This window comes from Microbacterium sp. NPDC090281, assembly GCF_044769635.1.
Lineage (GTDB): Bacteria > Actinomycetota > Actinomycetes > Actinomycetales > Microbacteriaceae > Microbacterium.
Window position 1 is genome coordinate 2,092,463 of sequence record NZ_JBIVYH010000001.1, and the last position, 26,301, is coordinate 2,118,763.

Here is a 26,301-nt window from a genome sequence, read left to right on the forward strand (position 1 = left end):
TCGTCGCTTCGGCTCAGGTGCGCGCTGCGTACCGATGCTCGGGGCGTCCGGTCGCGCCGTAGTTGAGGCGTACCTCCACGATCGTCCTGGCCGCCAATGCGGCCAGATGCCGCTGTGCAGTGGCCCGCGAGATGCCGACGCGTTCGCCGACCTCTGCCGCCGAGGCCTCCTCGTCGCCGAGCGCGGCGAGCACGAGCTGCTCCGTCGCCGAGCGCGACATCGATATCGACTCACCCGCACCGTGCAGGATCGCGAGTGCCCTGTCGAGGTCTTCCTGGCGGAGAGGTCGGTCGCCGGCGAGGAGGTTGCGATAGCGGGAGTACCGGTCGAGGAGTCCTGACAGAGCTCTCCGCTCGAACGGCTTCACGAGATAGCCCACCGCACCGGACCTCAGAGCTCGGCGCACTGTCGGGGCATCGTCGGCCGCCGAGATGAGGATCGCGTCGACTCCGGAGTCACGCACCAGTGCGATGCCGTCCCCGTCAGGGAGGAAGACATCCGCGATGAGGAGGTCGGGACGCGAGGAGCGGATGCTCTCCCGAGCCTCGGCCAGCGAGCGCACCGTCTCGGTCACCGTGAAGCCAGGGTGATCGTCGACGATGTTCTGGTGCAGCTGGGCCACGCGGAAATCATCGTCGAGGATGAGCGCGCGGAGGGGCTCGGTCATTTCTTCTCCTTCTTTTCGCCGTGGGACAGGTCGACGGCTCCGCCGATACGGGCAGCGAAGACTGCGCCATGGTCGTCACCGCCTGGATCGATCACCCAGAGATCGCCCCCGCTCCGGCGGGCGATCTCCGTGGCGAGAGGCAGGCCAATCCCATGCCCGTGCACGCGGTCAGCGGTATCGTCATCCGCTCGTCCGGTTGCTGCCTGGTCGGTGTCACCGAGACCGGCTCCCGAGTCGGAGACGGTGAATACGAGCGCATCTCCGTCGTCCAGCACCGCGACCTCCACCCAGCGCGGTTCTCGGCCACCCGACACGGCCGCAGTCACGGCATTGTCGACGAGGTTGCCGAGAACGGCCGCGACGTCTTCCGCTTCGATCACACTCCCGATCAGCTGGGTGTCCTCCGCGATCCGCAGCGCGACACCTCGCTCACTCGCCTCCACGCCCTTGGTGCCGAGGAAGGAGTGCAGGAACGGATCCCCGAGGAGGTGGAGACCCGAGACCGGAAAGGCGACTGATCCGCGTTCCACGAGCTCGCCGAGGAAGGCGCGAGCATCCGATATCCGATCGGCATCGATGAGTCCGGCTGCGACGTGCATGCGGTTCGCGAACTCGTGCCGCTGCACGCGCAACGCCGCGGTCATGGTCCGGACCGTCTCCAGGCGTTCCGTCAGCGCGACGAGGTCGGTGCGATCGCGCACGATCAGCACTTCGCCGAGCGCGAGGCCCTGGCGCTCCACAGGACGCGAGTCGAGATAGAGCATCCGGTCGCCGACGATTGCATTGGAGCGCGTGATCGCTCCACGCGCGGCAGCGAGTACGGCCGCGGGAAGACCGAGGGCGTCGAGGGGGCGGCCCACGGGGTCGTCGAGATCGAGCAGACGATCGGCGGCGGCATTGCTCACCCGCACCACCCCTTGCGCGTCGATGGCGATCACTCCGTCGTCCACTCCGTCGAGCACCGCGGTCTGGTTCTGAACCAGTGCCACGAGCTCTTCCGGTTGAACTCCGAGGGTCAGCCGCTCCCAGCGACGCCGCAGCAGGAGGAACGCAAGGAAGGCCAGACCCAGCGCGCCGATCGCCGTGCAGCCGATCACGGCGAGCAGCGGCGGGAGGTCATCGAAGACTCCGGCCCGTTCGAACCCGACACTGACCTCGCCGACCGGAGTCCCGGCCGCGTCGCGGACCGGTACCTTCGCCCGTGCGGACTCGCCGAGGGTGCCGGTCTGCCAGTCGACGACCTCCGCGCCGGCGAGCACCTCCTCGTACGGGGTGCTCACCTCCTCGCCGATGCGTGAAGGTGTGGGATGGGAGAGGCGGATGCCGTTGTCGTCGGTGATCACGACGAAAAGCGCCCCCGTGCGCGAGGTGACATCGGTGGAGATGCGCTGCAGGCTGCCGTTGCGGAGTGCATCGGCATCGGGCTCGCTGTCCGAGGAGGAGATGCGGGTGACTTCGGCGCGCACCTGTGGATCCTCCGCCACGGTTCTGGCGATGCCCAGAGCGGTGGATTCGGCCTCGGCCCGCAACTGCTGGACGGCGAGCAGTAGATAGACGCCGGTGCAGAGCGCGACGACGAGAGCGACGGTGGCGAGGTGCAGCAGCAGCGCGCGCGTGGCGAACCGCGGCCTGGTCGTTGTCATCTCTGACACCGTGCTCCTTCCGTGCGCAATATGCGCAGAACTCACGCTACGCGCACAAGGGCCGTGAATGCGGGATACCGCACCCGGAGCTCGAGGATTGCCTAGTCTCATCGGGATCCGTCGTCGACGACGGAGCGATGACGAAGGAGTCAATGCATGCCCGCTGCACTCACCGGCCTGTTCGCGGCCGCCGAAGAGGCGCCGACGTACGATGTGGCGTTCGTGCCGCCAGAGTGGGTACTGGTGCTCCTCGGGTTCACGATGGTCCTCGCGTTCATGACGCTCATCATGACGAAGCGCCTCACGCCCATGGTCGCCCTGATCCTCGTTCCGACCGCGTTCGGACTCTTCGCCGGGGCAGGCCTCGGCCTCGGTGACATGATCCTCGACTCGATCGGCACGATGGCGCCGACTGCGGCGTTGCTGATGTTCGCGATCATGTTCTTCGGCATCATGATCGATGTCGGGCTGTTCGACCCGCTCATCAGGTTGATCACCCGTCTGCTCGGAGACGATCCCGCGAAGGTCGTGCTCGGAACGGCGATCCTCGCCGGTGCCGTCTCGCTCGACGGCGACGGTTCGACGACGTTCATCATCACCACCTCGGCGATGCTGCCGATCTACCTCCGTCTGGGCATGAGCCCCGTCGTGCTCACCTGCGTGGCAGGCCTCATGAACGGCACGTTGAACATCGTGCCGTGGGGCGGTCCCACCGTGCGCGCAGCGACCGCGCTCGGGTTGCAGCCGACCGACATCTTCGTGCCAATGCTCCCTGCACTCGGGGCAGGTCTCATCGTGACGCTCGGCTTCGCGTGGATTCTGGGACTCCAGGAGCGCCGTCGACTCGGTCGCCTCGGCTCCGATGGGCTGCTCGCGGGTGCCGACGGCGGCTCCCTGTCGACGGTGCCGAAGATCTTCCGGGGCGCTGAGCCCAAGCCGGGCGCGCGTGCCTCGCTGCGCACGGGCAACCTCGTGGTCGTCGCCGGTGGACGCGCTCCGGTCTCAGCGGCGAACGTCGATCCCGCCGACACCGCGATGGCAGACACGATGTTGGATCCTGCTCGCCCGACCCTCCGCCCGAAGCTCATCTGGTTCAACCTGGTGCTCACGGTCGCGGTGATGGTGCTCCTGGTGCTCGACATCCTCCCGCTGCCCTACGTGTTCATGGTGGGTGCCGGCATCGCGCTGGTCATCAACTTCCGGGGCATCAAAGATCAGGCGTCGGAGATCGTCGCGCACGCACCGAGCATCGTGGGTGTGGTCTCCATGGTCATCGCAGCCGGAGTCCTCGTGGGCGTTCTCACCGGTACGGGGATGGTCGATGCGATGGCGACCTGGATCACGAACGTGCTCCCGCCGGCGCTCGGCCCGTTCCTCGCCCCGATCACGGGTGTCCTGTCGATCCCGTTCACCTTCTTCATGTCGAACGACGCGTTCTACTTCGGCATCCTCCCCGTGCTCGCGCAGAGTGCGGCGAGCTTCGGCATCGACCCGGTCGAGATGGCGAGGGCATCGATCACCGGTCAGCCCGTGCATTTGCAGAGCCCGCTCGTGCCGGCGATCCTGCTCCTGGTCTCGCTTGCGAGCGTGAACCTCGGTGACCACCACCGCAAGGTGCTGTGGCGCGCGGTGATCGTGTCGCTGGTCATGCTCGCTGTCGGCATCCTGACCGGTGCCGTCCCGTTCTTCGTGGCGCAGTGAGTCTCGGCATGCGGGGCGATATGCTCAGCCCGTGATCACACTTCTGTTCCGCGGCCTGATGTACGTCGTGTCCGCCGGTCTCGGCCTCATCGCCGCAGACCTCCTGCTCGATGGTTTCGAGATCGAGTGGGACAAGTGGTGGGGCTTCGTCATCTGCATCCTGATCTTCGCGATCCTGCAGAGCGTGCTCTCGCCCTGGGTGGGCAAGATCGCCACACGCTACGCGCCGGTGCTGATGGGCGGCATCGGGATCTTCTCGACGCTGATCTCCCTCATCATCGTCGTGCTGCTGCCCATCGGAGGACTGCGGATCACCGATCTGACCGGCTGGCTGCTCGGGTCGGTCATCGTGTGGCTGATCACGGCCCTCGGCAGCGTCCTGCTCCCGCTCATCTTCCTTCGCAAGAAGGTCGAGTCGGTCAAGACCGCACGCAAGTAGGCCTCAGGCTCCGGCCTGCTCAGATCGTGTAGTGGTCCGGCGCGGTGAGCAGGGCCCTGGTGTCTTCGCCGACCGTGCGATGACGAGGCTTCGCCGGGACGCCGACGAGGATGCTGTCGGCCGGGGCATCACGAGTGACCACCGCATTCGCACCGACCACGGAGCCTGCCCCGATCGTGACGGCGCCGAGGATCTTGGCGCCGGCGCCCACCGCCACCCCGTTTCCGAGCGTGGGATGCCGTTTGCCCGAGGTTCGTGTGCGTCCGCCGAGCGTTACGCCGTGGTAGAGCATCACGTCGTCACCCACCACTGCGGTCTCGCCGATCACCACGCCCATGCCGTGGTCGATGAAGAAGCGTCGGCCGATCCGCGCGCCGGGGTGGATCTCGATCCCGGTCAGCCAGCGCGAGACCTGCGAGCCTGCACGTGCGAGCAGGCGCAGGCGACGGCGCCAGAGCGCGTGCGAGATGCGGTGCGCCCAGATGGCGTGCAGTCCGGGGTACAGCAGAGCGACCTCGACGCCGCTGCGCGCGGCCGGATCCCTGAGGCGAGCCGCCGCGATGTCCTCGCGCATTCGCCCGATCATGCCCATCGACGGTCTCAGCTTTCGCGCAGGTCCTCGAACAGCGCGGTGGAGAGGTAGCGCTCACCGGTGTCGGGGATGATGACGACGATCGTCTTGCCGGCGTTCTCGGGACGGGCCGCGACCTTCAGTGCGGCGGCGACGGCCGCACCGGACGACATGCCGACGAGCAGGCCCTCCTTGGCGGCGAGCTCACGCGCGACACGGATGGACTCGTCGAACTCGGCGGTGAGGATCTCGTCGAGCACCTCGCGGTCGAGCACGTCGGGGACGAAGTTCGGGCCGATGCCCTGGATCTTGTGCGGGCCGGGGTGTCCCTCGGTGAGGACGGGTGAGTCCTTGGGCTCCACGGCGATCACCTGGACGCCGGGCTTCGCGGCCTTGAGCGCCTGGCCGGTACCTGTCACGGTTCCGCCGGTGCCGACGCCGGCCACGAGGATGTCGACGGCGCCGTCGGTGTCGCGGAGGATCTCCTGCGCCGTGGTCTCGCGGTGGATCTGCGGGTTCGCTGCGTTCTCGAACTGGCGGATCCAGATCGCACCGGGAGTCTCGGCGACGATGCGCTTGGTCTCCTCGATCGCCCCGCTCATGCCCTTGGTGGGGTCGGTGAGTACGATCTCCGCGCCGAACGCCTTCAGCAGGATCCGACGCTCCTTCGACATCGAGGCGGGCATCGTCAGGATGACGCGGTAGCCGCGTGCGGCGCCGACCATCGCGAGGGCGATTCCGGTGTTGCCGCTGGTCGACTCCACGATCGTTCCCCCGGGGAGGAGCTCGCCCGATGCCTCGGCGGCGTTGATCATCGCGATGCCGATGCGGTCCTTCACGCTCGAGGCCGGGTTGTAGTACTCGAGCTTGGCGAGAACGGTGGCCCCGAGGCCCTCGGTCACCCGGTTCAGGCGAACGAGCGGCGTGTTGCCGAAAGCGGTCGTGATGTCGGAGTGGATACCGGGCATGAGGAGCCTTCCTGTGCGGGGGTCGCTGCCGGACCAGCCTAGGGGAGGGGACCTATGGAGGAGGCTTTGTGACGGCTGCTCGCACTCTACGCTTGAACCCATGTCTGACATCTCCCTCGCCGCGGTCGTCCGCTCGACGGCGCAGCGCCTGGCTGACGCCGGAGTCCCGGATCCACTCGTCGACGCCGAGCTTCTCGCAGGCCACGTGCTCGGCCACCGTCGGGGCGAGATTCAAGCGGCGATCATCCGCGGCGACGGCATCGACGACGAGGCTGCTGCGACACTGGACGCCCTGGTGGACAGGCGGGCGGCGCGAGAGCCGTTGCAGCACATCACCGGCACCGCGCCGTTCCGGCATCTCGAGCTGTCGGTGGGGCCCGGAGTCTTCGTGCCGCGGCCCGAGACCGAGACCGTCGTGCAGTACGCGATCGACGAACTGCTGAACTCGGCCGAACCCGCACCGATCGGCGTCGATCTCGGCACCGGCAGCGGCGCGATAGCCCTCGCGATGGCCACCGAGGTGCCGCACGCGCGCATCTTCGCCGCTGAGCTCTCCGAAGACGCTCATGCCTGGGCCAGCCGGAACGTCGAGGGGGTCGAGAACCTCACGCTCATCCTTTCGGACCTCGGCGAGGCGTTCCCCGAGCTCGACGGCACGGCATCCGTGGTCATCTCGAATCCGCCGTACGTGCCGGACGCCGCCATCCCGCGCGATCCCGAGGTACGGCTCTTCGACCCGGCCATGGCGCTGTACGGGGGAGAGGACGGCCTCGACATCGTGCGGGTCCTCAGCTCGCGGGCCCTCCGCTTGCTGCGCTCCGGTGGTCTGCTCGTCATCGAGCACGGCGAACTGCAGGGGGAATCGATCAGAGAGATCCTCACCGCAGACGGCTGGCGTGCGGCATCGACGCATCGCGACCTGACCTCGCGGGATCGCACCACCACCGCGCTCCGACCTTGATCAGCTGACTCAGAGCATCCGCATCATCCGTGCCGCATAGAATCGAACCGTCATGTCAACCATCTTCGACTGCAGCGACGAGTCGCAGCTGCTCGCCGGCATGCGCCACGCGCGCCAGGCGATCGGCCGTGGCGACCTCATCGTCATCCCCACAGACACGGTGTACGGCGTCGCCGCCGACGCCTTCTCCGCGACCGCCGTCCAGCGGCTGCTGGACGCGAAGGGCCGAGGTCGCGATCAGCCGCCGCCCGTGCTGATCGGCACGAAGGAGACGCTCGCTGCCCTGGCCGAGTCCGTTCCCGAGCCGGTGGAGCGTCTCGTCGAGGCGTTCTGGCCGGGCGGACTCACGATCGTGCTTCCCGCGCAGCCCTCGCTGGTGTGGGACCTCGGGGAGACCCTCGGAACCGTGGCGGTCCGGATGCCGGAAGGACGCGTCGCCCTCGAACTGCTGGCCGAGACCGGTCCTCTCGCCGTCTCCAGTGCGAACCTCACCGGCCAGGCCGCCGCCATCTCGGCCCTGGACGCCGAGAAGATGCTGGGCGACAGCGTCGCGGTCTACCTCGCAGACGGTCTGAGCAAGGACGGCATCGCCTCCACCATCGTCGACGCGACCTCTCTGGTACGTCGGGGCGCGGATTCCGAACCCGGGGTCGTGCGCATCCTCCGAGAAGGCGCAGTGACCCGTGAACAGCTGCAGGAGGTGCTCGGCGATCTGCTCGAGCCCGAGGAGCAGCACTCGGGTCACGAGCATGCGCAGGAGCAGGACGGGGATTCGTGAAGCAGTATCTCTTCACGATCCTCCTCACCGCTGCGATCACGTTCGCGCTGACCTGGGCGGTGTGGAAGCTGAGCCTCCGGTTCAAGCTGTACCCCGCGATCCGTGATCGTGATGTGCACACCACTCCCAAGCCTCGCCTCGGCGGTGTCGCGATCTTCCTCGGCATCGCCGCAGCATTCGGGTTCTCCGCCCTGAACCCTTTCTTCCAGAGCATCTGGATCCCGCCGCAGACCATGTGGTCGATCCTCGGAGCCTCACTGCTGATCGCGATCATCGGCGTGGTGGACGATCTCTGGGACATCGACTGGATGATCAAGCTGGGCGCCCAGTTCCTTGCCGCCGGGATCATCACGGTCGGCGGCGGACTGCAGATCCTGTCGCTGCCGTTCGGCGACCTGATCGTGGTCTCGAGCTGGCTGAGCATCACCATCACCATGTTCGCGATCGTCATCGTGATGAACGCGGTGAACTTCATCGACGGCCTCGACGGACTCGTCGCGGGGGTGTGCCTGATCTCGAACGGCGTCTTCTTCGCGTACTCCTACATCTTCACGCGCGACTCGGGCGCCTCCAGCTACTTCAATCTCTCCACGTTCATCGCGGCCGTCCTCATCGGGGCATGCCTCGGCTTCCTCCCTTTGAACTGGAGCCCGGCGAAGCTGTTCATGGGCGACTCCGGAGCACTGGTGATGGGTCTGCTGATGGCGACGTCGGCGATCGCGATCACCGGGCAGATGGACCCGTCTGCCCTCGATCCCGAGCGTCTCGGGCGTTCGCAGCTGGTGGGTGCGTTCCTGCCGATCCTGCTTCCCCTGCTCGTCGTCCTGCTGCCCCTTCTCGACTTCGGGCTCGCAGTGCTGCGACGGATGAGCGCCGGACGATCCCCGTTCTCGCCCGACCGGAAGCACCTGCATCACCGGATGCTCGATCTCGGACACCGCGACCGTGACGCCGTGCTCATCTTCTACGCCTGGACTGCGGTCGTCTCGCTTGCCGTCCTGCTCATGTATGTCGGTGCTCGGGAGGACTGGCCCGGTCAGTATCTGCCGGGAGTCGGCTTCGGGGTCGTGGGCATCGCCGCCTGCCTCGTCGTCACGCTGAGCCCCACCCGCCGCAGTAAGAGCGCAGCGGATGCCGAACCCGATCCGACACCCGTGGAGTCCTGATGAGCCCGAGCCCCGTTTCCAGTACACCGATCCTCCGCCGCACCCTCATCTGGTCGGGAGTCGCCACCGTGGTGCTCGCGGTCGTCGCGGGTGGCATCGGCTTCCTCGTCGCTCAGGGGGAGGGGCTCGTGAGCGGGCTGCTCGGCGTGCTGCTGGCTGCACTCTTCCTCTCCATCACAGGCGCCAGCATCTTGATCGCCAATCGCTGGTACGGCGATCCGATCTACGTGCAGCTGTTCTTCGCCATCGTCCTCGGAGGCTGGCTGCTCAAGCTCGGGCTTTTCGTCGTCGCGATGATCCTGCTCGCCGGGCAACCGTGGCTGCAGCCGATGGTGTTCTTCCTCTCGATCGTCGCGGGCGTGCTGATGTCGCTCGCAATCGATGTGATCGTGCTCACCAGCATGCGCCTGCCGAACGTCAGCGACATCTCGCTCCCGACCGAGGTCCCCGAAGACCGGGCCCCCGGTGCGGCGAATCACATCGAAGAAGGACCCGTCGACGGCGGCCCGCGGTCTTAGGGGACCCTCAGATTCTGATAGTGTTGAAACGTGCCCGCCGCTCGCCCGCGAGCGCTTGCGCTGTGTAGCACACCGACCATCGTCGCCCCGGTTTAGACCGGTGCCCCGAAGCTGGAGCCCGCGCTGTTCAATCTTGCTGCGACCCTGACCCCCCGACTCGCCTCCGACGGCGAGTTCCACGGCCCTTCGATCGACGATTTCTTCCCTGAGATCCTCTTCTACGTCGGACCCATCCCTGTGAACCGGATCCATCTGGTGCAGCTGCTCGCGGTGATCGCCGTGGTGCTGTTCCTCTGGCTCGGCACCCGCCGCATGAAGGTGGTGCCGGGGCGTTTCCAGAGCCTGACCGAGATGGGGCTCGGCTTCGTCCGGACCAATGTCGCCCACGACATGCTCGGGCGCAAGGACGGCGACCGCTTCCTGCCGATCCTGACCACGATCTTCTTCATGGTCCTGTTCATGAACATCACGGGGATCATCCCGTTCCTGAACATGCCGGGAACGGCCATCGTCGCCGTTCCGCTCACGCTCGCAGTCGTCAGCTACGTGACCTTCATCTACGCCGGCATGAAGCGCCACGGTTTCAAGTTCTTCAAGAACTCGCTGTTCCCCCAGGGCGTTCCTGCGGCAGCGCTGCCGATCGTGGCGATCATCGAGCTCATCTCGACGTTCATCCTGCGCCCCGTCACACTGACGCTGCGTCTTCTCATGAACCTGGTCGTCGGGCACATGATCCTGGTCCTCGCGTTCTCCGCGACCCAGTTCTTCTTCTTCACCGCAGGCGGCGGCTGGGCCGCACTCGGTGTCGGAACCCTCGCCTTCGGCGGCGCCTTCACTCTCTTCGAGATTCTGGTCGCCGTTCTCCAGGCATACGTCTTCACCGTCCTCACCGCGGTCTACATCCAGCTCGCGGTCGCAGAAGAGCACTGAGCGGGTAGGCATCAGCCTTCCCACCCAACGAAAGGAAAAACCCGTGGACGCTACTACGGTTCTCGCTGAAATCAACGGTCACCTCGGAACTGTCGGCTACGGTCTCGCAGCCATCGGCCCGGCCATCGGCGTCGGCATCGTCGTCGGCAAGACCATCGAGGGCGTCGCCCGTCAGCCCGAGCTGGCCGGCCGTCTCCAGGTCCTCATGTGGATCGGTATCGCCTTCACCGAGGCGCTTGCGTTCGTCGGCATCGCCGTCGCATTCATCCCCTTCCCGTAATCCTCACCGACTTCTGAAGGAGACAGGATGCTGAACGCTCTTGTCACGAACCTCGCAGCAGAGGGTGAGCCGAACAACCCTCTCATCCCTGCGTGGTACGACATCATCTGGTCGGGCCTCTGGTTCATCGTCATCCTCCTCGTCGTGTGGAAGGTCGCCCTTCCCAAGCTGACGAAGATGCTCGATGAGCGGTCCGCCGCCATCGAGGGCAACATCGCCAAGGCCGACGAGGCGCAGAAGCAGGCGGAGGCGGCACTCGAGGAGTACACGCGTCAGCTCGCTGAGGCGCGTACCGAGGCCGGCGAGATCCGTGAGGCCGCCCGCGAGGACGGCAAGAAGATCGTCGCCGAGGCGAAGGATGCCGCATCCACCGAGGCTGCACGCATCACCGCCACCGCGCACACGCAGATCGAGGCAGAGCGTCAGACCGCTCTGGTGTCGCTGCGCAGCGAGGTCGGAACGCTCGCGATCGACCTCGCCGGTGGCGTGGTCGGTGAGACGCTCTCCGATGACGCACGTGCGACGGCTGTCGTCGACCGCTTCCTCGCCGAGCTCGAGGCATCCGAGAAGGCGGCTCAGTAATGGGCAGCGCGACCACTCAGGCACTCGCGGCATCCATCAAGACGCTTGCCGCAGCGAAGGACGTCTCCCTCGACACCGCGCGGGAGCTCTTCGCTGCCGCCGGTGCCGTGAGCGGGTCGTCCCAGCTGAGCGGCGCGCTTGCTGATCCTTCCGCTCCCGCCGCGGCACGACAGTCCGTCGTCGCCGCGGTGTTCGGCGGGTTCTCTGCAGACGCTCTGAGTGTTCTCAAGGCTGCTGTCGCTGAGCACTGGTCGAACGCCGGTGAGCTGGTGGACGGTATCGAGGAACTCGCGATCAGCGCCGCAGCGATCGCGGAGCCGGGCACGGACATCGAGGGAGAGCTGTTCAGCTTCTCTCGTGTGATCGCGACCAATCCCGAGCTCGAGCTCGCCCTGGGCAGCCGCCTCGGGGGAGAAGAAGCGAAGGTCGCGCTCGTAGAGCGTCTGCTGGCCGCAGGCTCCACCGGTGCGGCCTCGAAGTTGATCATCACGTCTCTCGTGCGCCAGCCGCGCGGGCGCCGTGTTCGGCGACTTCTGAATCGGGCGATGAGCATCGTCTCGAGCCAGCGCGGCCGCGTTGTCGCCACGGTGCACACCGCGGCAGCCCTCAGCGACGCGCAGCGCGCCCGTCTCAGCGACTCGCTCTCGCGTCGCTACGCCGGTCAGGTATCCCTCAACGTCGTCATCGACCCTGCTGTCGTCGGAGGTCTGCGAGTGCAGATCGCCGATGACGTCATCGACGGCAGCATCTCCGCACGACTCGCAGACCTTCGCCAGAAGCTCGCGGGCTAACACGACTTCGCGCGGGGAACCGCGCACCCAGATACAAAGGGAAGACAATGGCAGAACTATCGATCAGCCCCGACGTCATCCGTGACGCGCTGAAGGACTTCGCCGCAGCATACGAGCCCTCCGGGGCCGGGGCGACCGAGGTCGGCACCGTCATCGACGCCGCCGACGGCATCGCGCACGTCGAGGGACTTCCCGGCGTCATGGCGAACGAGCTCGTGATCTTCGCCGACGGCACCAAGGGTCTCGCACAGAGCCTCAACGAGCACGAGATCGGTGTCGTCGTCCTCGGCGAGTTCACCGGTGTCCAGGCAGGTCAGGAAGTCACCCGTACCGGCGAGGTCCTCTCGGTTCCGGTCGGCGACGGCTACCTCGGCCGCGTGGTCGACCCGCTCGGCAACCCGATCGACGGACTTGGCGCGATCGAGACCGAGAGCGTTCGCGCACTCGAGCTGCAGGCGCCCGGCGTCATGCAGCGCAAGTCGGTGCACGAGCCGATGCAGACCGGCATCAAGGCCATCGATGCGATGATCCCGGTCGGCCGTGGCCAGCGTCAGCTGATCATCGGCGACCGCCAGACCGGCAAGACGGCCATCGCGATCGACACGATCATCAACCAGAAGGCCAACTGGGAGTCGGGCGACGTCAACAAGCAGGTTCGCTGCATCTACGTCGCCATCGGTCAGAAGGGCTCCACCATCGCTTCGGTGAAGGGTGCGCTCGAAGAGGCCGGTGCCCTGGAGTACACCACGATCGTGGCAGCTCCGGCATCCGACCCCGCCGGCTTCAAGTACCTGGCTCCTTACACGGGTTCCGCCATCGGTCAGCACTGGATGTACGGCGGCAAGCACGTCCTCATCATCTTCGACGACCTGTCGAAGCAGGCTGAGGCCTACCGTGCCGTCTCCCTCCTCCTGCGCCGCCCGCCGGGCCGCGAGGCTTACCCGGGTGACGTCTTCTACCTGCACTCGCGTCTGCTGGAGCGTTGCGCGAAGCTGTCCGACGAGCTCGGCGCCGGTTCCATGACGGGTCTTCCGATCATCGAGACCAAGGCGAACGATGTCTCGGCGTACATCCCGACCAACGTGATCTCGATCACCGACGGCCAGATCTTCCTTCAGTCCGACCTCTTCAACGCCAACCAGCGTCCGGCCGTCGACGTGGGTATCTCGGTCTCGCGAGTCGGTGGTGACGCGCAGGTCAAGTCGATCAAGAAGGTCTCGGGCACGTTGAAGCTGGAGCTCGCGCAGTACCGCTCGCTCGAAGCCTTCGCGATGTTCGCATCCGACCTCGACGCGACTTCGCGTCGTCAGCTCTCCCGCGGTGCGCGCCTCACCGAGCTGCTCAAGCAGCCGCAGTACTCGCCGTACCCCGTCGAAGAGCAGGTCGTCTCGATCTGGGCCGGAACCAAGGGCAAGCTCGACTCGCTCGAGGTCTCCGATGTTCTGCGCTTCGAGCGCGAGCTGCTGGACTACCTGCGTCGCAACACCAAGGTGCTCGACACCCTGCGCGAGACCAACGTCCTCGACGACGACACGGTCGCAGAGCTCGAGAAGCACACCGACGCGTTCATCCTGGAGTTCCAGGGTGGCAAGGGTGCCGGCATCGGCGCTCCGGGCCACGAGGAGCACGCTGCAGCCGAGGCTGAGGACGTCAACCAGGAGAAGATCGTCAAGGGTCGTCGCGCGTAACCGCGTGAGGTACTGACATATGGGCGCTCAACTCAGGGTCTACAAGCAGAAGATCTCTTCTGCTCAGACGACCAAGAAGATCACGAAGGCGATGGAACTCATCGCGGCTTCGCGCATCCAGAAGGCGATGGCACGCGTCAAAGCGTCCACACCCTTCGCGCGAGCCGTGACGAGGGCCGTGTCGGCCGTCGCGACGCACTCGAACGTGGATCACCCGCTGACCCGCGAGTCCGAGAACATCACCCGCTCTGCGGTCGTGATCTTCTCCTCGGACCGCGGTCTCGCAGGAGCCTTCAACTCGCAGATCCTCCGTGAGGGTCTCGAGGTGGCTGAGCTCCTGCGTGGGCAGGGCAAGGAGCCCGTCTTCTACCTCGTCGGTCGCAAGGCGGTCGGATACTTCCAGTTCCGTCGCCTCGCCGCCGCTGCGGAGTGGACAGGTGACACCGACACCCCGACGTTCCACACCGCCGAGGAGATCTCGGCCACGCTGCTCGAAGCATTCTCCCGTGGGGGACTGGACGGCGGCGTGGATGAGATCCACCTCGTGTACAACCGTTTCGTCAGCATGATGACGCAGTCGCCCGAGTCCGTGCGTCTGCTCCCGCTGGAGATCACGGAAGCCGATGAGTCGGAAGCCGGTAACACCGTTTACCCGCTGTACGAGTTCGAGCCGGATGCCGAGACCGTTCTCGACGCCATCCTGCCGGTGTACATCCAGAGCCGTGTCTTCAACGCTCTCCTGCAGTCGTCTGCCGCAAAGCAGGCGGCGACGCAGAAGGCGATGAAGTCGGCCAGCGACAACGCCGACAAGCTCATCACCGACTACACCCGCCTGCGCAACAACGCGCGTCAGGCGGAGATCACGCAGCAGATCGCCGAGATCGTCGGCGGCGCCGACGCCCTCTCGAGCAAATAGACCATCAGGAAAGAGACGAAAATGACCCTCACCGCTCCGGCTGACCAGCCGGCGACCGCGGTCGTCGGGCGCGTCGCACGCGTCAACGGTCCGGTTGTCGACATCGAGTTCCCTCATGACTCGATCCCCGACATCTACAACGCGCTGAAGACCACGATCGCGATGGGCGAAGAGTCCACCGAGATCACGCTCGAGGTCGCTCAGCACCTCGGCGACGACCTCGTCCGCGCCATCGCACTGAACCCGACCGACGGCATCGTCCGTGGCCAGGAAGTCCGCGACACCGGCGAGGCCATCTCGGTCCCCGTCGGCGACGTGACCAAGGGCAAGGTCTTCAACGTCATCGGCGAGGTGCTCAACATCGAGCCCGGCGAGACGATCGAGGTCACCGAGCGCTGGCCGATCCACCGCAAGGCGCCGAACTTCGACCAGCTCGAGTCCAAGACTCAGATGTTCGAGACCGGCATCAAGTCGATCGACCTCCTGACGCCGTACGTGCTGGGTGGAAAGATCGGTCTGTTCGGTGGCGCCGGTGTCGGCAAGACCGTCCTCATCCAGGAGATGATCCAGCGCGTCGCGCAGGACCACGGTGGTGTGTCGGTGTTCGCCGGTGTCGGTGAGCGCACCCGTGAGGGCAACGACCTGATCCACGAGATGGAAGAGGCGGGTGTCTTCGACAAGACGGCCCTCGTCTTCGGCCAGATGGACGAGCCGCCGGGAACGCGTCTGCGCGTCGCCCTCTCGGCTCTGACGATGGCGGAGTACTTCCGTGACGTGCAGAAGCAGGACGTGCTGCTCTTCATCGACAACATCTTCCGCTTCACGCAGGCCGGTTCCGAGGTCTCCACGCTGCTGGGCCGCATGCCCTCCGCCGTGGGTTATCAGCCGAACCTGGCCGATGAGATGGGTGTGCTCCAGGAGCGCATCACCTCGACGCGCGGTCACTCGATCACCTCGCTGCAGGCGATCTACGTTCCCGCCGATGACTACACCGACCCGGCTCCGGCGACCACGTTCGCCCACCTCGACGCGACGACCGAGCTCTCTCGTGAGATCGCATCGAAGGGTCTGTACCCGGCCATCGACCCGCTGACCTCGACGTCGCGCATCATGGACCCCCGCTACTTGGGCGAGGACCACTACCGCGTCGCCACGACGGTCAAGCAGATCCTCCAGAAGAACAAGGAACTGCAGGAGATCATCGCGATCCTCGGTGTCGACGAGCTCTCCGAGGAAGACAAGATCGTCGTGTCGCGTGCACGTCGTATCCAGCAGTTCCTCTCGCAGAACACCTACATGGCCAAGAAGTTCACGGGCGTCGAGGGTTCGACCGTCCCGCTGAAGGAGACCATCGAGTCGTTCGACGCGATCACCCGCGGTGACTTCGACCACGTGGCCGAGCAGGCCTTCTTCAACGTCGGTGGCATCTCCGACGTCGAAGAGCAGTGGGCGAAGATCCAGAAGGAGAACGGCTGACCATGGCGTTGCATGTCAGCCTCGTCTCCGCAGACGCGGAGGTCTGGACGGGAGAGGCGAGCCTCGTGGTCGCCAAGACCGTCGAGGGTGAGATCGGCTTCATGACCGGCCATGAGCCGGTGCTGGCCATCCTCGCCGAAGGCCAGGTCCGCATCACGCAGTCGGATGGCACCAAGGTGCTGGCCAACGCACAGGACGGGTTCCTCTCCATGGAGGGCGACACCCTGACGATCGTTGCCGGCAACGCGGCTCTCATCGCCTAGCAACTACCGTTTCGTCGCGTCCGCCTCGGCACCCCTCGTGGGTTCCGAGGCGGACGCGTCTGCATCCCCGAGGTGTCATGAAGATCCTGCTCCCTCCGTCGGAGACGAAACGCGAAGGCGGTGACGGCTCACCGCTCGACCTCGGCGCGCTCGCACTTCCGTCTTTGAATGAGCATCGCTCCGCTGTTCTCGAAGCCCTGATCGATCTCGCCGCAGATGAGGATGCTGCGCGTCGAGTGCTCAAACTGAGCGAGCGGCAGCGTGGCGACGTCGTGCACAATCGCGAGGTGAAGTCCGCGCCCACCATGCCCGCGATCGACCGGTACACGGGCGTGCTCTTCGACGCTCTCGATGCCCGTACCCTCTCCACCGCATCCCGTCGGTGGCTGGGGGAGCATGTCTGGATCCACAGTGCTCCACTGGGGCCCGTCGGGGCACTCGACGCGGTGCCGACCTACCGGCTCGCGGCCGGCATCTCGCTCCCGGGGATCCCTGCGCTGCGTCGGCATTGGGCGGAAGTCACATCTGCGGCGATCGAGGAGGAGGCGCCTTCGTTCGTGCTCGACCTGCGGAGCGAAGCATATGTGGCTCTCGGTCCTGTGCCGGTGGCGGTGCCGTCGGCCTATGTCCGGGTCGTGACCGCGCACGGACGTGCCCTCAACCACTTCAACAAGAAGTCCAAGGGTCTGCTCGTGCGTGCGATCGCCGAGGACCGCCCGCGCGTCGGTTCCCTACGCGGGTTCCACTCGTGGGCGAAGAAGAAGGGGATCGTCCTCCGCGACGGCGAGCAGCCGGATGTTCTGGAGCTGGTCGTCGAAGAGTGACCGCGGATGTCCGCGTGTGAATCACTCCGCGTGGGCCCTTTGCCCGCTTGTGATGTCCCGCTATGGTTGTCACGCGGCGCGATCTGTGCCGTACACCGGATCCGGAGGGGATCATGTACGACTATTACGACACAGGCTCGTTGGCCGTTTTCGGCATCCTGATCGTCTTCGGCCTCATCTTCGCGGCAGCGGGTTACATCCTCTCGTCGCTCTTCCTGATGAAGATCTTCGAGAAGGCCGGAGTCGAAGGCAAGTGGCGGGCGTGGGTGCCCGTCTACAACGCGATGGTCCTCGCCAAGCTCGGTGACGTCTCACCGTGGGTGATGCTGGGTGCCATCGTCATCAACGTCATCCCGATTCTCAACTACATCTCGTGGATCGCCTACATCGCGGTCCTCGTCATCGTCGGATGGCGTGTGGGCCTCAAGCTGCAGAAGGATGCCGTCTGGATCCTGTTCGGTCTGATCCCCGGCGTCGGCGTGCTCATCTGGCTGGGTATCAACGCCTTCGACAAGTCGCGTTGGAACACGAATGTCGCGCCCGCTCCGTGGGCGAACAACGGCTTCCTCGGCGACAACACGGTCTGGCAGGGAATCCCGGTCCAGCCCAAGCCCGCTCCTGCAGCGGCTCCGGGATACGGTGCGCCTCAGGGCTACGCCCCGCCCGCGCAGCCGGGCTATGCACCGCCGGCGCAGCCCGGATACGCTCCGCCGGCTGGTCCTGCGGCCCCCGCGACAGGTGCTCCCGTGCCCCCGGTGCCGCCGACGACTCCGCCGGCTCCTCCGGCAGCACCGCCGACGGCCCCGCCGGCACCTCCCACCGCGCCGCCTGCAGCTCCGCCGGCACCGCCCGCAGCTCCGCCGGCACCGCCGACGGATCCCACGCAGCCTCCGGCGTGATCGTCTGAAACAGAGCCCTCGACTTCGGTCGGGGGCTCTGTGCTGTTCCGGATGGCCTTGGATCGGCAGGGGCCACTAACGTGGAATGCATGCTCTTGTCACAGCGCCGTGTCGGTGCCTCTGGTCTTCTCGTCTCATCCACCGGCCTCGGCTGCAACAACTTCGGGCGGGCCGGAACAGCGACTGAGACACTGGCAGGCACGCGCGAGGTGATCGACGCGGCTCTCGCCAACGGTGTCACCTTCTTCGACACCGCCGACATGTACGGGGCAGTGCCCGGCGCGAGCGAGACTTTGATGGGAGAAGCCCTCGAGGGGCGTCGCGAGCGTGTGGTGCTCGCGACCAAGTTCGGTCAGGAACGCGACATGGGCTATGCGTTCCCCGCGGCGCGCGGCTCGCGGCGATATGTACGGCGCGCCGTCGATGAGTCCTTGAGGCGGCTGCGCACGGACTGGATCGATCTCTATCAGCTGCATCTTCCCGACCCGGAGACGCCGATCGCAGAGACCACCGATGCGCTCGATGACCTCGTGCGCGAGGGCAAGATCCGCTACTTCGGGCATTCCAATTTCACGGGTTGGCAGATTACTGAGGCGGAGTTCACGACGAGGGAGCGCTCGACCGGCAGATTCATCTCCGCGCAGAACCACTACTCCCTGCTCGCGCGAGCTGCTGAGCGGGAAGTACTGCCTGCGGTGGAGCGGTACCAGCTCGGATTCTTCCCCTACTTCCCTCTGCACAATGGCCTGCTCACAGGAAAGTTCAGTCGTGAGGGAGGGCCGGAGTCCAGCCGGATCATGTCGGCGCGTCGCCATGTGTGGGAGAGCGCACCCTGGGATGCTCTCGACGCATTCCGCAGCTTCTGCGATGAGCGCGGCATCAGCATGGTGGAGGCGTCTTTCGGCTGGCTGCTGTCTCACTCGGCTGTCTCGAGCGTCATCGCCGGAGCGACCTCGGCTGCACAGGTCGAAGCGAACGCGGCGGCAGGCGACGCCTGGCGTCCGGATGCTCTCGAGCTCGCGATCATCGACGATCTGTTTCCGCTTCCTGTCGATCCCGGCGCGCGAGTGTGACCGCGGTGGGAGCGACTTCTACTACGATGTGTGAGTATCCTGCAACCGCCCGATCCGTCGCAGGTCCATCGGAGGCAGCACGTGGCTGAGACGAAGACGCACCGCATCACGGTTGCGCAGCGCCCGCTGTTGCTGTCCTGGTCGGGTATCACCGATCAAGGGCGCCGCAGAGAGACGAACCAGGACGCTTTCCTTGCCGAGTATCCTCTGTTCATCGTCGCAGACGGTATGGGCGGCCATGCCGGTGGCGAGATCGCGAGCCAGAGCACGGTTGCGAGGCTCCAGGCCGTGGTCTCCGCAGGCGAGGTCAACCACTCAGTGATCGAGAATGCGCTCGAGCTGGCGGTCGGTGACATCGCGGACCATCCGGAGACGACCGACGAGGGCACGGGAACGACGCTCACCGGTGTCTATTTCGACACCGTCGGTGAGGAGGCGCATTGGACCGCTCTGAACATCGGCGACTCCCGCGTGTACCTGCTCCGCGACGATCGACTGGTTCAGATCACGACGGATCACTCCGTCGTGCAGGAACTGATCACGGCAGGCAAGCTCAGTCCTGAAGAGGCTGAAGGGCACCCCTACAGCAACGTCATCACCCGGGCGGTCGGGGCGAGCGAGCTCACGGCACCCGACTACGTGTCGATCGATGTGCGCCCTGGTGACCGATTCGTCATCTGCTCCGACGGGCTGACCAAGGAGCTCACCGACTACGGCATCCAGCACTTCCTGCGGGAGCACGGTGACCCGGGTGAGGCCGCCGATGCGATGCTCGCTGCGGCGTTGGAGAACGGTGGCAGGGACAATGTGACCCTCATCATCGTCCAGGTCGCGGATGAGAGCGACTCGTCCTCCCCAATCGAGAACACCACGGAATAACCGTTCCGGGGCTGTGGACAGCGCTGATTCCACGGCCCAGATGCGATCCACTGGGGTGCATGGAATCCCTCCCGATCGTGCTCCCGACGACTCCGTCTCCCTCTCGGCGGGCTCCATTGCCATTCATGGCGGCTGTCGTCCCGATCGCCGCGGGTGTGGTGCTGTGGTTGGTCTCAGGTTCTATCCTCGCGCTCTGTTTCGCGGCCCTCGGGCCTGTGATGATCGTGGCCTCGCTGATGGATTCGGCCCGTACCCGGCGGCGCGAGCGTCGACAGGCGCAGACGCAGACCGAACGTGGGTGGGCCTCGGCAGAGGCAGAGCTCATACGTCTGCACCGTGCGGAGCGTGAGGCGTTGTGGCGGCGCAGCCCTGACACCGCTACTTGCCTTGCGCAGCCGCCTCTTCGGGATGCTCGGCCGCCCGACGCGACGACCTCTGTGGTGATCGGTGCCGGGGGCGCGGTGAGCGACATCCGGTGCAGTGGTGGAGATGATTCTCGTGGCCGCAGCTTTCGTGAGCGCTGCCGGGTGGTCGACGATGCCCCGATCGTCGTGCCGATCGGAGGCGGTATCTGCCTCAGGGGTGCGCGGCCGTTGACCGACGCCGTCCTGCGGGCTCTGGTCCTGCAGATGTGTCTGCGCTTCGGAGCCGCTCAGCTGTCGGTTGTCGGCGCGAACCTCGGTGACTACGGTCTCGACGCGCTTCCGCATGTGCTGAGGGCACGCAACGGCGGATTCAAGGTGGGGATCGGTTCTCTGACGGGCGGTCGGGTCGACGCGGACGCCACGATCTGGCAGACCACGACCGGCTCGGAGGTGCCGGAGGGGATCACGACGGTCATCGACATCGTCGAACCCTGCCACGCGGTGTTGCGCACGCCGACCAGCACGTCCGAACTCGCTGTCGAATGCCTCTCCTTCGAACAAGCGAGTGTGATGGCACGCGAACTCGTCCATCGTGGCGACGACGCCGATGCGCTGCCGGAGGGGGTGTCCCTGCGTGAACTGGAACAGCCACGAGCAGACGACGGACTGTCGGCGACGATCGGCAGGGGAGAGCGCGGAGACGTCACAGTCGACATCGTCGGCGACGGACCGCACGCCATCGTCACCGGAACGACAGGGACAGGTAAGAGCGAGTTGCTCGTCAGCTGGGTCACCGCCATCGCCGCGACCAACGGCCCGGACCGCGTGACTTTCGTATTGGCCGACTTCAAAGGCGGCACCGCGTTCGAGCCGTTGCGCGCGCTGCGCCAGGTGGCCGCTGTCATCACCGACCTCGACGAAGACGGCGCGCGCCGAGGAGTCTCCAGCCTCACGGCCGAGCTGCGGCGCCGGGAGGGCGTGCTGGCCTCTGCGGGCGCCCGCGACGTGCGAGAGGTGTCGATGCCCAGGCTGATCATCGTCGTCGACGAGTTCGCGGCCCTGCTGGCCGAGCATCCCGATCTCGGCGCAGTCTTCTCCGATGTCGCAGCCCGTGGTCGGGCATTGGGCATGCACCTGATCCTCGGCACCCAGCGCGCCGCGGGTGTCGTGCGAGATGCGCTGGCAGCCAACTGCCCGCTCCGCATCAGCCTGCGCGTCGGGGATGCGGCCGACAGCAGGTTCATGATCGGCACGGATGGCGCGTCTGCGCTCCCGGGCGATGCGGGGGGACGCGGCGTCGCGCTGGTGCGAAGGCCATCAGATCAGGAGCCGGTGGTGCTCCGCGTCGCCTTGACCGAAGCAGCGGATCTGCGAGCGGTCGGGATGCGCTGGGCGGCAGAGGCACCGCCGCGCAGCCCGTGGCTACCTGCACTTCCCGGTTGCGTTCCGATCGCCGAGATTCTCGGAGAACAGGTCCTCGAGCCTGACACGATCGCCCTCGGCCGCGCCGATGACCCCCGTCATCAGTCCCAGCCGCCAGAGGTGCTGCGCTGCGGACACGATCGAGGGCTCGCGGTTCTCGGTGCGCCCGGCTCAGGCCGCACCGCGGCGCTGCGAGCGGTGTCGGCCCAGAGGTCTGACGCCTTCTGGATGCCGAGTGAAGCTGAGGAAGCGGGGGATCTGCTCGATGCCTGGGCGGACGGCAGCCAACATCCTCCTTCCGTCGTGCTGTGTGACGACGTGGACGCGCTCCTCAGCGGCCTGCCGCCGGAGTACGGTCAGCAATTCATCCAACGCTGGGAGCAGATACTTCGTGCGTGCCCCGGCACGACCTTCATTCTCACGGCGGCGAGGGCGAACGGCGCACTGGGGCGGGTGCTCGATCTGCTGCCACGACGAGCGCTGCTGCGGATGCCGACGCGATTGGAGCATCTGGCTGCCGGGGGAGAGGCGGCGGGGTACGTGCGCGATCGCGTTCCCGGCCGCGCCCGCATCGGCGACCGGGAGGTTCAGCTCGCCTGGGTCGCAGAAGACGCGCTCAAGCGCTCTACACAGGCACCAGCGGCGGCATGGAGACCGTCTTGCGCGATCACGGCGGTCGTCACAGCCGGGGCTGACGCGATCGTCGATCAGATGCGCGAAGCGCGTCCGGACTGCGAGGTGATCCTCGCCGGGGCAGAGCCGGTGCCACCCGGAAGACCCTGCATCGTGGTCGCAGATGCGGAGATGTGGCAGCGCAACTGGTCGTCTTGGCAACGCATCAGGGCCGCAGGTGAAGTTCTGATCCGAGCGGAGCGGCCTGCAGATCTCCGACAGCTCGTCGGCGCGCGAGAGCTCCCTCCGTATGCTCGCCCGCATGCAGGACGAGCATGGTCGGTGATCGGTGCGGGATCACCGCGGCGAGTCGTGCTCGCTGAGCTTTCGTCGCGATGAGTAGCTCATCGCTCGGGACGTGATTCTCGGCGTGTCAGATTCCGATGCCGGGACGGATGACGCCGACGTCTACTCCGCCCCCGAGCACCCGGAGCGGAAGGGCATCTGCGAGCGTCGCCACATCGGCGTCGTTCAGCCCTCCGGCACGAGCGAGCAGGGTCGCAGCCACGATCGTCGAGGCGCGAGTGGCCCCGTCGAGCATCTTCAGAGCCACGGTCGTGCCGTTGGGGGCGACCATCACCATGACACCCTCTGCGCCGTGCTTCGTGAACACACCGAGCTTCTCGATCGCAATCGTGTCGGGGCGTCCGGGACCCTCGATCGTCCATGGGTGCTCGCGCACCGCGCGGACCAGCGAGCCGGCGACGCGGTGGAGGGCGAAGGGCGAACGGTCAGAAGCGGTACCGATGCGGTGGACCGAGCGCGCGAGACCGGTCAGCGTCATGGCGTAGACGGGGGCCCCGCAACCGTCGATCGCGGTGTGCGCGATCTTCTCACCGGTGAGCCGCTCGATGACGTCTCGGATGTGCTGCTGCAGCGGGTGAGCGGGATCGAGGTAGCCCGCAGTGGGCCACCCGGTGGCCACGCACGCACGCAGCATGGCGGCGTGCTTGCCGGAGCAGTTCATGCGCACGCGCGTCGGCTCTCCGTGCTCCCGGACGAGATCGTCGCGTGTCGCGGAGTCGCTCGGCCACGAGGCAGGGCAGCCCAGGTCGTCTTCCGTGAGCCCTCCCTCGGTGAGCATGTCGCGCACCACCGATGCGTGTCGGTCGGTGCCGACGTGGCTCGCTGTCGAGAGCGCCAACTGCTCGCCTTCAAGTACCGCACCTGCGGTGATGCAGGCGATCGCCTGGAGAGGCTTGAGGCTGGAACGCGGCAGGATCAGCGCGTCGGCGTTGCCGTGACGGGCGACGATCTCGCCGTCGGGGGAGAGCACGACGGCCGCGCCGGCATGGCGGGATTCGACGAATCCGCTCCGCTCGACGACGGCGAGTTCCACGGAATCCTGAACGGTGAGAGTCTCCAGCACCCGTCAACTCTAGCTCGGGGCGTCAGAGCTCTCGCACCGTGTCCGAGGTGCCTGGCAGACTGGTGGCATGGCAGAGTCGACCACCCGCGCCCTCGGCGAGCATCGCTACGCACTCACGTCCACGTGGATGGGGAACACCGGCTCCGGCACCAGCGGCTACCGCGACTACCGCCGCGACGTGACCATCGAGGTCAGCGGAAAGCCCGAGCTGCTCGCCTCGGCGGACAAGCCGTTCCGCGGGGATCCATCGCGGTGGAACCCGGAAGACCTGCTGCTGGCATCGCTCTCCGAATGTCACCTGCTCTCCTACCTGCATGCATGTGTCACAGCCGGCGTGGTCGTCGTCTCCTACCGTGACGAGGCGAGCGGCATGATGCGCGAAGACGGTGCTGGGGGTGGTTCGTTCGTCGAGGTGGTGCTGCGTCCCGTCGTCGTCGTCGCCGAAGCCTCGATGATCGAAGCGGCAGAGCGTGCGCACGCGCAGGCCAACGAATGGTGTTTCATCGCGAACTCGATGAACTTCCCGGTCCGTCACCTGGCGACGGTCTCCGCGCTCGCCTGGGCCCCGTCGACGCGTCAGCGGCGTTCGTGAGGAAGCGCCTGCTTGATCTTCTCGATGGTTCCCTGAGCGGGGGCTTCGTTGTAGGTCCCCGCGAGCTCCTGGCCCGAAAGGCTGTGGATCGCGGCCATGATCTGGTCCGTGGCGAGGCGACGTGCTCGTCCGCTCGTCGCCGGGCCGTGCGGGGACAGGTCGAGAGGTTCACCGAAGCGCACCGTGATGCGCTCCTTCAGCGTCGGCACCTTCGCTCCGACCGGCATCACCTTGTCCGTGCCGATGATGCCGACCGGCACCACGGGTGCGCCCGTCTGCAGCGCCAGGAACGCGACTCCTGTCCGCCCTTTGTAGAGGCGTCCATCGGTCGACCGGGTACCTTCCGGGTAGAGGGCGACCGCGAGGCCGTCGTCGAGGAGCTGGCGCTGCAGCTCGAGGGCATCCAGGGCAGCTTGCCCGGCACCGCGGCGCACCGGGATCGCCCCGATCGACTCGAAGAACGTCTTGCTCATCCAGCCCTTGAAGCCCGCGCCCTCGAAGTAGGTCGACTTCGCGAGGAAGTGAACCGGGCGGGGAGCCGCGACGGGGATCGCGATCGAGTCGATGAACGAGAGGTGATTGCTGGCGAAGATCACGGGGCCGCTCAGCGGGACGTTCTCGCGACCCTCGATGCGTGGCCGATACACGAACCGGGCGAGGGGCGTGATCAGGCCGCGACCGAGCGAATAGGCGAATCCGGCATGACGAGGCTTGGCAGTCTCTTCTGACGAGGATTCCTCTTCTGACGAGGATTCGGGCTCGACGGACTGCGCAGAGGTCATCAGAGCAGGTTACTCCCGGATCCATGCCGCGGTGGGAATGGAGACTCGCGCCGCGCCTCCCAGCGAGGGCAAAGGGGTATGAGGCAGGATGGAGGTTCCCGCCCGCGATCCTGAGGTCTCACTGTGCGCAAGCGTCCGCTCATCGTCCTGTCCACCGTCGCCGCGGCGACCCTCCTGCTCGCCGGTTGCGCCGGTGGCGGTGCCCCGGAGAGTTCCGGCACGCCTTCGCCGACCGCTTCGAGCGCGTGCCAGCTCGACGCCAAGGCAGGTGCGACCTCCGATGCCGTCGTCGTGGAGGGTGAAGGAGCGGACACCAAGGTGACCGTTCCGGCCGATGCCGCGTTCGCCGGTGTCGAAAGGACCGTCATCTCCGAGGGTGATGGCGACGACGTCGTCGTCAACGACCTGGTGTCGGTCGACTACCAGATCGTCGATGCGACGACCAACCAGGTTCTTGACTCTTCCGCTCGCGGTGAGGGTGGCGTGCTGCCGGTGCTCCTCGACACGAACCAGTCTTCCCTCTTCGTCGCGGCTCTCGAGTGCAAGCCGGCCGGCTCGCGGATCGTGCTCACCCTCCCGGGCAAGGTTCTCGGTGAGGGAGCCAACAACGTGGTCGTCTACGCCGAGGCCGTCGAGCAGCTCCCTGAGGTGGCGACGGGTACGCCGGTCGACCCGACTCCCGGTATGCCGACCGTCAAGCTCGACGACAAGGGCGCTCCGACCGTGACGATCCCGGACGGCGACGCGCCGACCGAGACCAAGGTCGCCGTCCTCAAGCAGGGCGATGGCGCGACTGTCGCGTCGGGCGACCTCGTGGTCGTGCAGTACCTGGGCGTCAAGTGGTCAGACGGCAAGGAGTTCGACTCCAGCTGGAGCCGCGACGCCGCTCCGACGCAGTTCCAGACCACCGGCGTCGTCGCAGGGTTCCAGAAGGCCCTCGAGGGCCAGAAGGTCGGCTCGCAGGTCGTCGTGGTGATGCCGCCGTCGGACGGATACGGCGCGAGCGAGGGACACGAACTCCAGAAGGAGAGCCTCGTGTTCGTCGTCGACATCCTCGCGACGACTCCGGTCCAGGCACAGCAGTAA

General features: G+C 66.5%; 27 protein-coding genes. 21 read left to right on the top strand and 6 right to left on the bottom strand.

Features of this window, described 5'->3' with window-relative positions; all coding sequences use genetic code 11:
* Positions 1–13: 13 nt before the first annotated feature.
* Both ACIQTX_RS10025 and ACIQTX_RS10030 read right to left on the bottom strand, forming a co-directional pair.
* Positions 14–667 (bottom strand): response regulator, encoded by a 654-nt coding sequence (locus ACIQTX_RS10025; RefSeq protein WP_402971796.1) that lies wholly within the window; start codon positions 665–667, stop codon positions 14–16.
* Complete coding sequence (locus ACIQTX_RS10030; protein ID WP_402973027.1) at positions 664–2,310, bottom strand: ATP-binding protein; 1,647 nt, start codon at positions 2,308–2,310, stop codon at positions 664–666. Before ACIQTX_RS10030 ends, ACIQTX_RS10025 begins: the two co-directional genes overlap by 4 nt.
* Positions 2,311–2,466: 156 nt before the next feature.
* Between ACIQTX_RS10030 and ACIQTX_RS10035 the strand changes: the two genes are divergently transcribed.
* Together ACIQTX_RS10035 and ACIQTX_RS10040 are read left to right on the top strand one after the other, a co-directional pair.
* Positions 2,467–4,011, top strand: coding sequence for a CitMHS family transporter (locus ACIQTX_RS10035; protein ID WP_402971798.1), 1,545 nt, complete (start codon positions 2,467–2,469; stop codon positions 4,009–4,011).
* Positions 4,012–4,042: 31 nt separating this feature from the next.
* The gene (locus ACIQTX_RS10040) at positions 4,043–4,450 is read left to right on the top strand and encodes a phage holin family protein (protein WP_028502895.1); all 408 of its coding nucleotides are present in this window, start codon (positions 4,043–4,045) and stop codon (positions 4,448–4,450) included.
* 19 nt (positions 4,451–4,469) lie between these two features.
* Here the strand turns inward: ACIQTX_RS10040 and epsC are convergent, their stop codons facing one another.
* Both epsC and cysK read right to left on the bottom strand, forming a co-directional pair.
* Positions 4,470–5,042 (bottom strand): serine O-acetyltransferase EpsC, encoded by a 573-nt coding sequence (gene epsC / locus ACIQTX_RS10045; RefSeq protein WP_402971800.1) that lies wholly within the window; start codon positions 5,040–5,042, stop codon positions 4,470–4,472.
* A gap of 8 nt (positions 5,043–5,050) precedes the next feature.
* Positions 5,051–5,989 (bottom strand): cysteine synthase A, encoded by a 939-nt coding sequence (gene cysK, locus ACIQTX_RS10050; RefSeq protein WP_105525619.1) that lies wholly within the window; start codon positions 5,987–5,989, stop codon positions 5,051–5,053.
* A gap of 100 nt (positions 5,990–6,089) precedes the next feature.
* Between cysK and prmC the strand changes: the two genes are divergently transcribed.
* From prmC to ACIQTX_RS10135, 17 genes are all read left to right on the top strand, one after another.
* A complete protein-coding gene (gene prmC, locus ACIQTX_RS10055) occupies positions 6,090–6,950 on the top strand; it encodes a peptide chain release factor N(5)-glutamine methyltransferase (RefSeq protein WP_402971803.1) in 861 nt (286 codons plus the stop codon).
* Between the two features lie 52 nt (positions 6,951–7,002).
* Entirely contained in the window at positions 7,003–7,728 is a 726-nt protein-coding gene (locus tag ACIQTX_RS10060) for an L-threonylcarbamoyladenylate synthase (protein ID WP_402971805.1), read from the top strand.
* The gene (locus ACIQTX_RS10065; protein ID WP_402971807.1) at positions 7,725–8,894 is read left to right on the top strand and encodes an MraY family glycosyltransferase; all 1,170 of its coding nucleotides are present in this window, start codon (positions 7,725–7,727) and stop codon (positions 8,892–8,894) included. The genes ACIQTX_RS10060 and ACIQTX_RS10065 overlap by 4 nt, the downstream gene beginning before the upstream one ends.
* A complete protein-coding gene (locus tag ACIQTX_RS10070; protein WP_105525615.1) occupies positions 8,894–9,412 on the top strand; it encodes a hypothetical protein in 519 nt (172 codons plus the stop codon). Before ACIQTX_RS10065 ends, ACIQTX_RS10070 begins: the two co-directional genes overlap by 1 nt.
* Before the next feature lie 237 nt (positions 9,413–9,649).
* On the top strand, positions 9,650–10,342 hold the full coding sequence (gene atpB / locus ACIQTX_RS10075) for a F0F1 ATP synthase subunit A (RefSeq protein WP_258131209.1): 693 nt from the start codon (positions 9,650–9,652) through the stop codon (positions 10,340–10,342).
* Between the two features lie 43 nt (positions 10,343–10,385).
* Positions 10,386–10,622, top strand: coding sequence for an ATP synthase F0 subunit C (atpE, locus tag ACIQTX_RS10080; RefSeq protein ID WP_105525613.1), 237 nt, complete (start codon positions 10,386–10,388; stop codon positions 10,620–10,622).
* A 27-nt stretch (positions 10,623–10,649) separates the two neighbouring features.
* A complete protein-coding gene (locus ACIQTX_RS10085; RefSeq protein WP_105525612.1) occupies positions 10,650–11,204 on the top strand; it encodes a F0F1 ATP synthase subunit B in 555 nt (184 codons plus the stop codon).
* Complete coding sequence (locus ACIQTX_RS10090; protein ID WP_402971810.1) at positions 11,204–11,995, top strand: F0F1 ATP synthase subunit delta; 792 nt, start codon at positions 11,204–11,206, stop codon at positions 11,993–11,995. The genes ACIQTX_RS10085 and ACIQTX_RS10090 overlap by 1 nt, the downstream gene beginning before the upstream one ends.
* A 47-nt stretch (positions 11,996–12,042) precedes the next feature.
* Positions 12,043–13,683, top strand: coding sequence for a F0F1 ATP synthase subunit alpha (gene atpA, locus ACIQTX_RS10095; protein ID WP_105525610.1), 1,641 nt, complete (start codon positions 12,043–12,045; stop codon positions 13,681–13,683).
* A gap of 19 nt (positions 13,684–13,702) precedes the next feature.
* Positions 13,703–14,599, top strand: a complete 897-nt coding sequence (locus ACIQTX_RS10100; protein ID WP_028502883.1) for a F0F1 ATP synthase subunit gamma — start codon at positions 13,703–13,705, stop codon at positions 14,597–14,599.
* A gap of 21 nt (positions 14,600–14,620) precedes the next feature.
* Positions 14,621–16,075 carry a F0F1 ATP synthase subunit beta gene (atpD, locus tag ACIQTX_RS10105; RefSeq protein ID WP_402971813.1) on the top strand — a complete coding sequence of 485 codons (1,455 nt, stop codon included), beginning with the start codon at positions 14,621–14,623 and terminating at the stop codon, positions 16,073–16,075.
* Positions 16,076–16,077: 2 nt separating this feature from the next.
* Positions 16,078–16,338: a F0F1 ATP synthase subunit epsilon gene (locus tag ACIQTX_RS10110; RefSeq protein WP_017830988.1), complete on the top strand. Its 261-nt coding sequence runs from the start codon at positions 16,078–16,080 to the stop codon at positions 16,336–16,338.
* Positions 16,339–16,415: 77 nt separating this feature from the next.
* Positions 16,416–17,162, top strand: coding sequence for a YaaA family protein (locus ACIQTX_RS10115; protein WP_402971815.1), 747 nt, complete (start codon positions 16,416–16,418; stop codon positions 17,160–17,162).
* A gap of 113 nt (positions 17,163–17,275) precedes the next feature.
* A complete protein-coding gene (locus tag ACIQTX_RS10120; protein ID WP_402971817.1) occupies positions 17,276–18,061 on the top strand; it encodes a large exoprotein in 786 nt (261 codons plus the stop codon).
* 89 nt (positions 18,062–18,150) lie between these two features.
* Complete coding sequence (locus ACIQTX_RS10125) at positions 18,151–19,134, top strand: aldo/keto reductase (protein WP_402971819.1); 984 nt, start codon at positions 18,151–18,153, stop codon at positions 19,132–19,134.
* 81 nt (positions 19,135–19,215) lie between these two features.
* Positions 19,216–20,013: a PP2C family serine/threonine-protein phosphatase gene (locus ACIQTX_RS10130; RefSeq protein WP_105525606.1), complete on the top strand. Its 798-nt coding sequence runs from the start codon at positions 19,216–19,218 to the stop codon at positions 20,011–20,013.
* Positions 20,014–20,138: 125 nt separating this feature from the next.
* The gene (locus tag ACIQTX_RS10135; RefSeq protein ID WP_402971822.1) at positions 20,139–22,811 is read left to right on the top strand and encodes an FtsK/SpoIIIE domain-containing protein; all 2,673 of its coding nucleotides are present in this window, start codon (positions 20,139–20,141) and stop codon (positions 22,809–22,811) included.
* 34 nt (positions 22,812–22,845) lie between these two features.
* Here ACIQTX_RS10135 and ACIQTX_RS10140 read toward each other — a convergent pair whose 3' ends face one another.
* Positions 22,846–23,841 carry an asparaginase gene (locus ACIQTX_RS10140; RefSeq protein WP_028502878.1) on the bottom strand — a complete coding sequence of 332 codons (996 nt, stop codon included), beginning with the start codon at positions 23,839–23,841 and terminating at the stop codon, positions 22,846–22,848.
* A gap of 67 nt (positions 23,842–23,908) precedes the next feature.
* Between ACIQTX_RS10140 and ACIQTX_RS10145 the strand changes: the two genes are divergently transcribed.
* On the top strand, positions 23,909–24,433 hold the full coding sequence (locus ACIQTX_RS10145; protein WP_402971824.1) for an OsmC family protein: 525 nt from the start codon (positions 23,909–23,911) through the stop codon (positions 24,431–24,433).
* Here the strand turns inward: ACIQTX_RS10145 and ACIQTX_RS10150 are convergent.
* Complete coding sequence (locus ACIQTX_RS10150; protein WP_402971826.1) at positions 24,418–25,215, bottom strand: lysophospholipid acyltransferase family protein; 798 nt, start codon at positions 25,213–25,215, stop codon at positions 24,418–24,420. The two genes, ACIQTX_RS10145 and ACIQTX_RS10150, sit on opposite strands and share 16 nt — an antisense overlap.
* Positions 25,216–25,338: 123 nt before the next feature.
* Between ACIQTX_RS10150 and ACIQTX_RS10155 the strand changes: the two genes are divergently transcribed.
* Positions 25,339–26,301, top strand: coding sequence for an FKBP-type peptidyl-prolyl cis-trans isomerase (locus tag ACIQTX_RS10155; protein WP_402971828.1), 963 nt, complete (start codon positions 25,339–25,341; stop codon positions 26,299–26,301).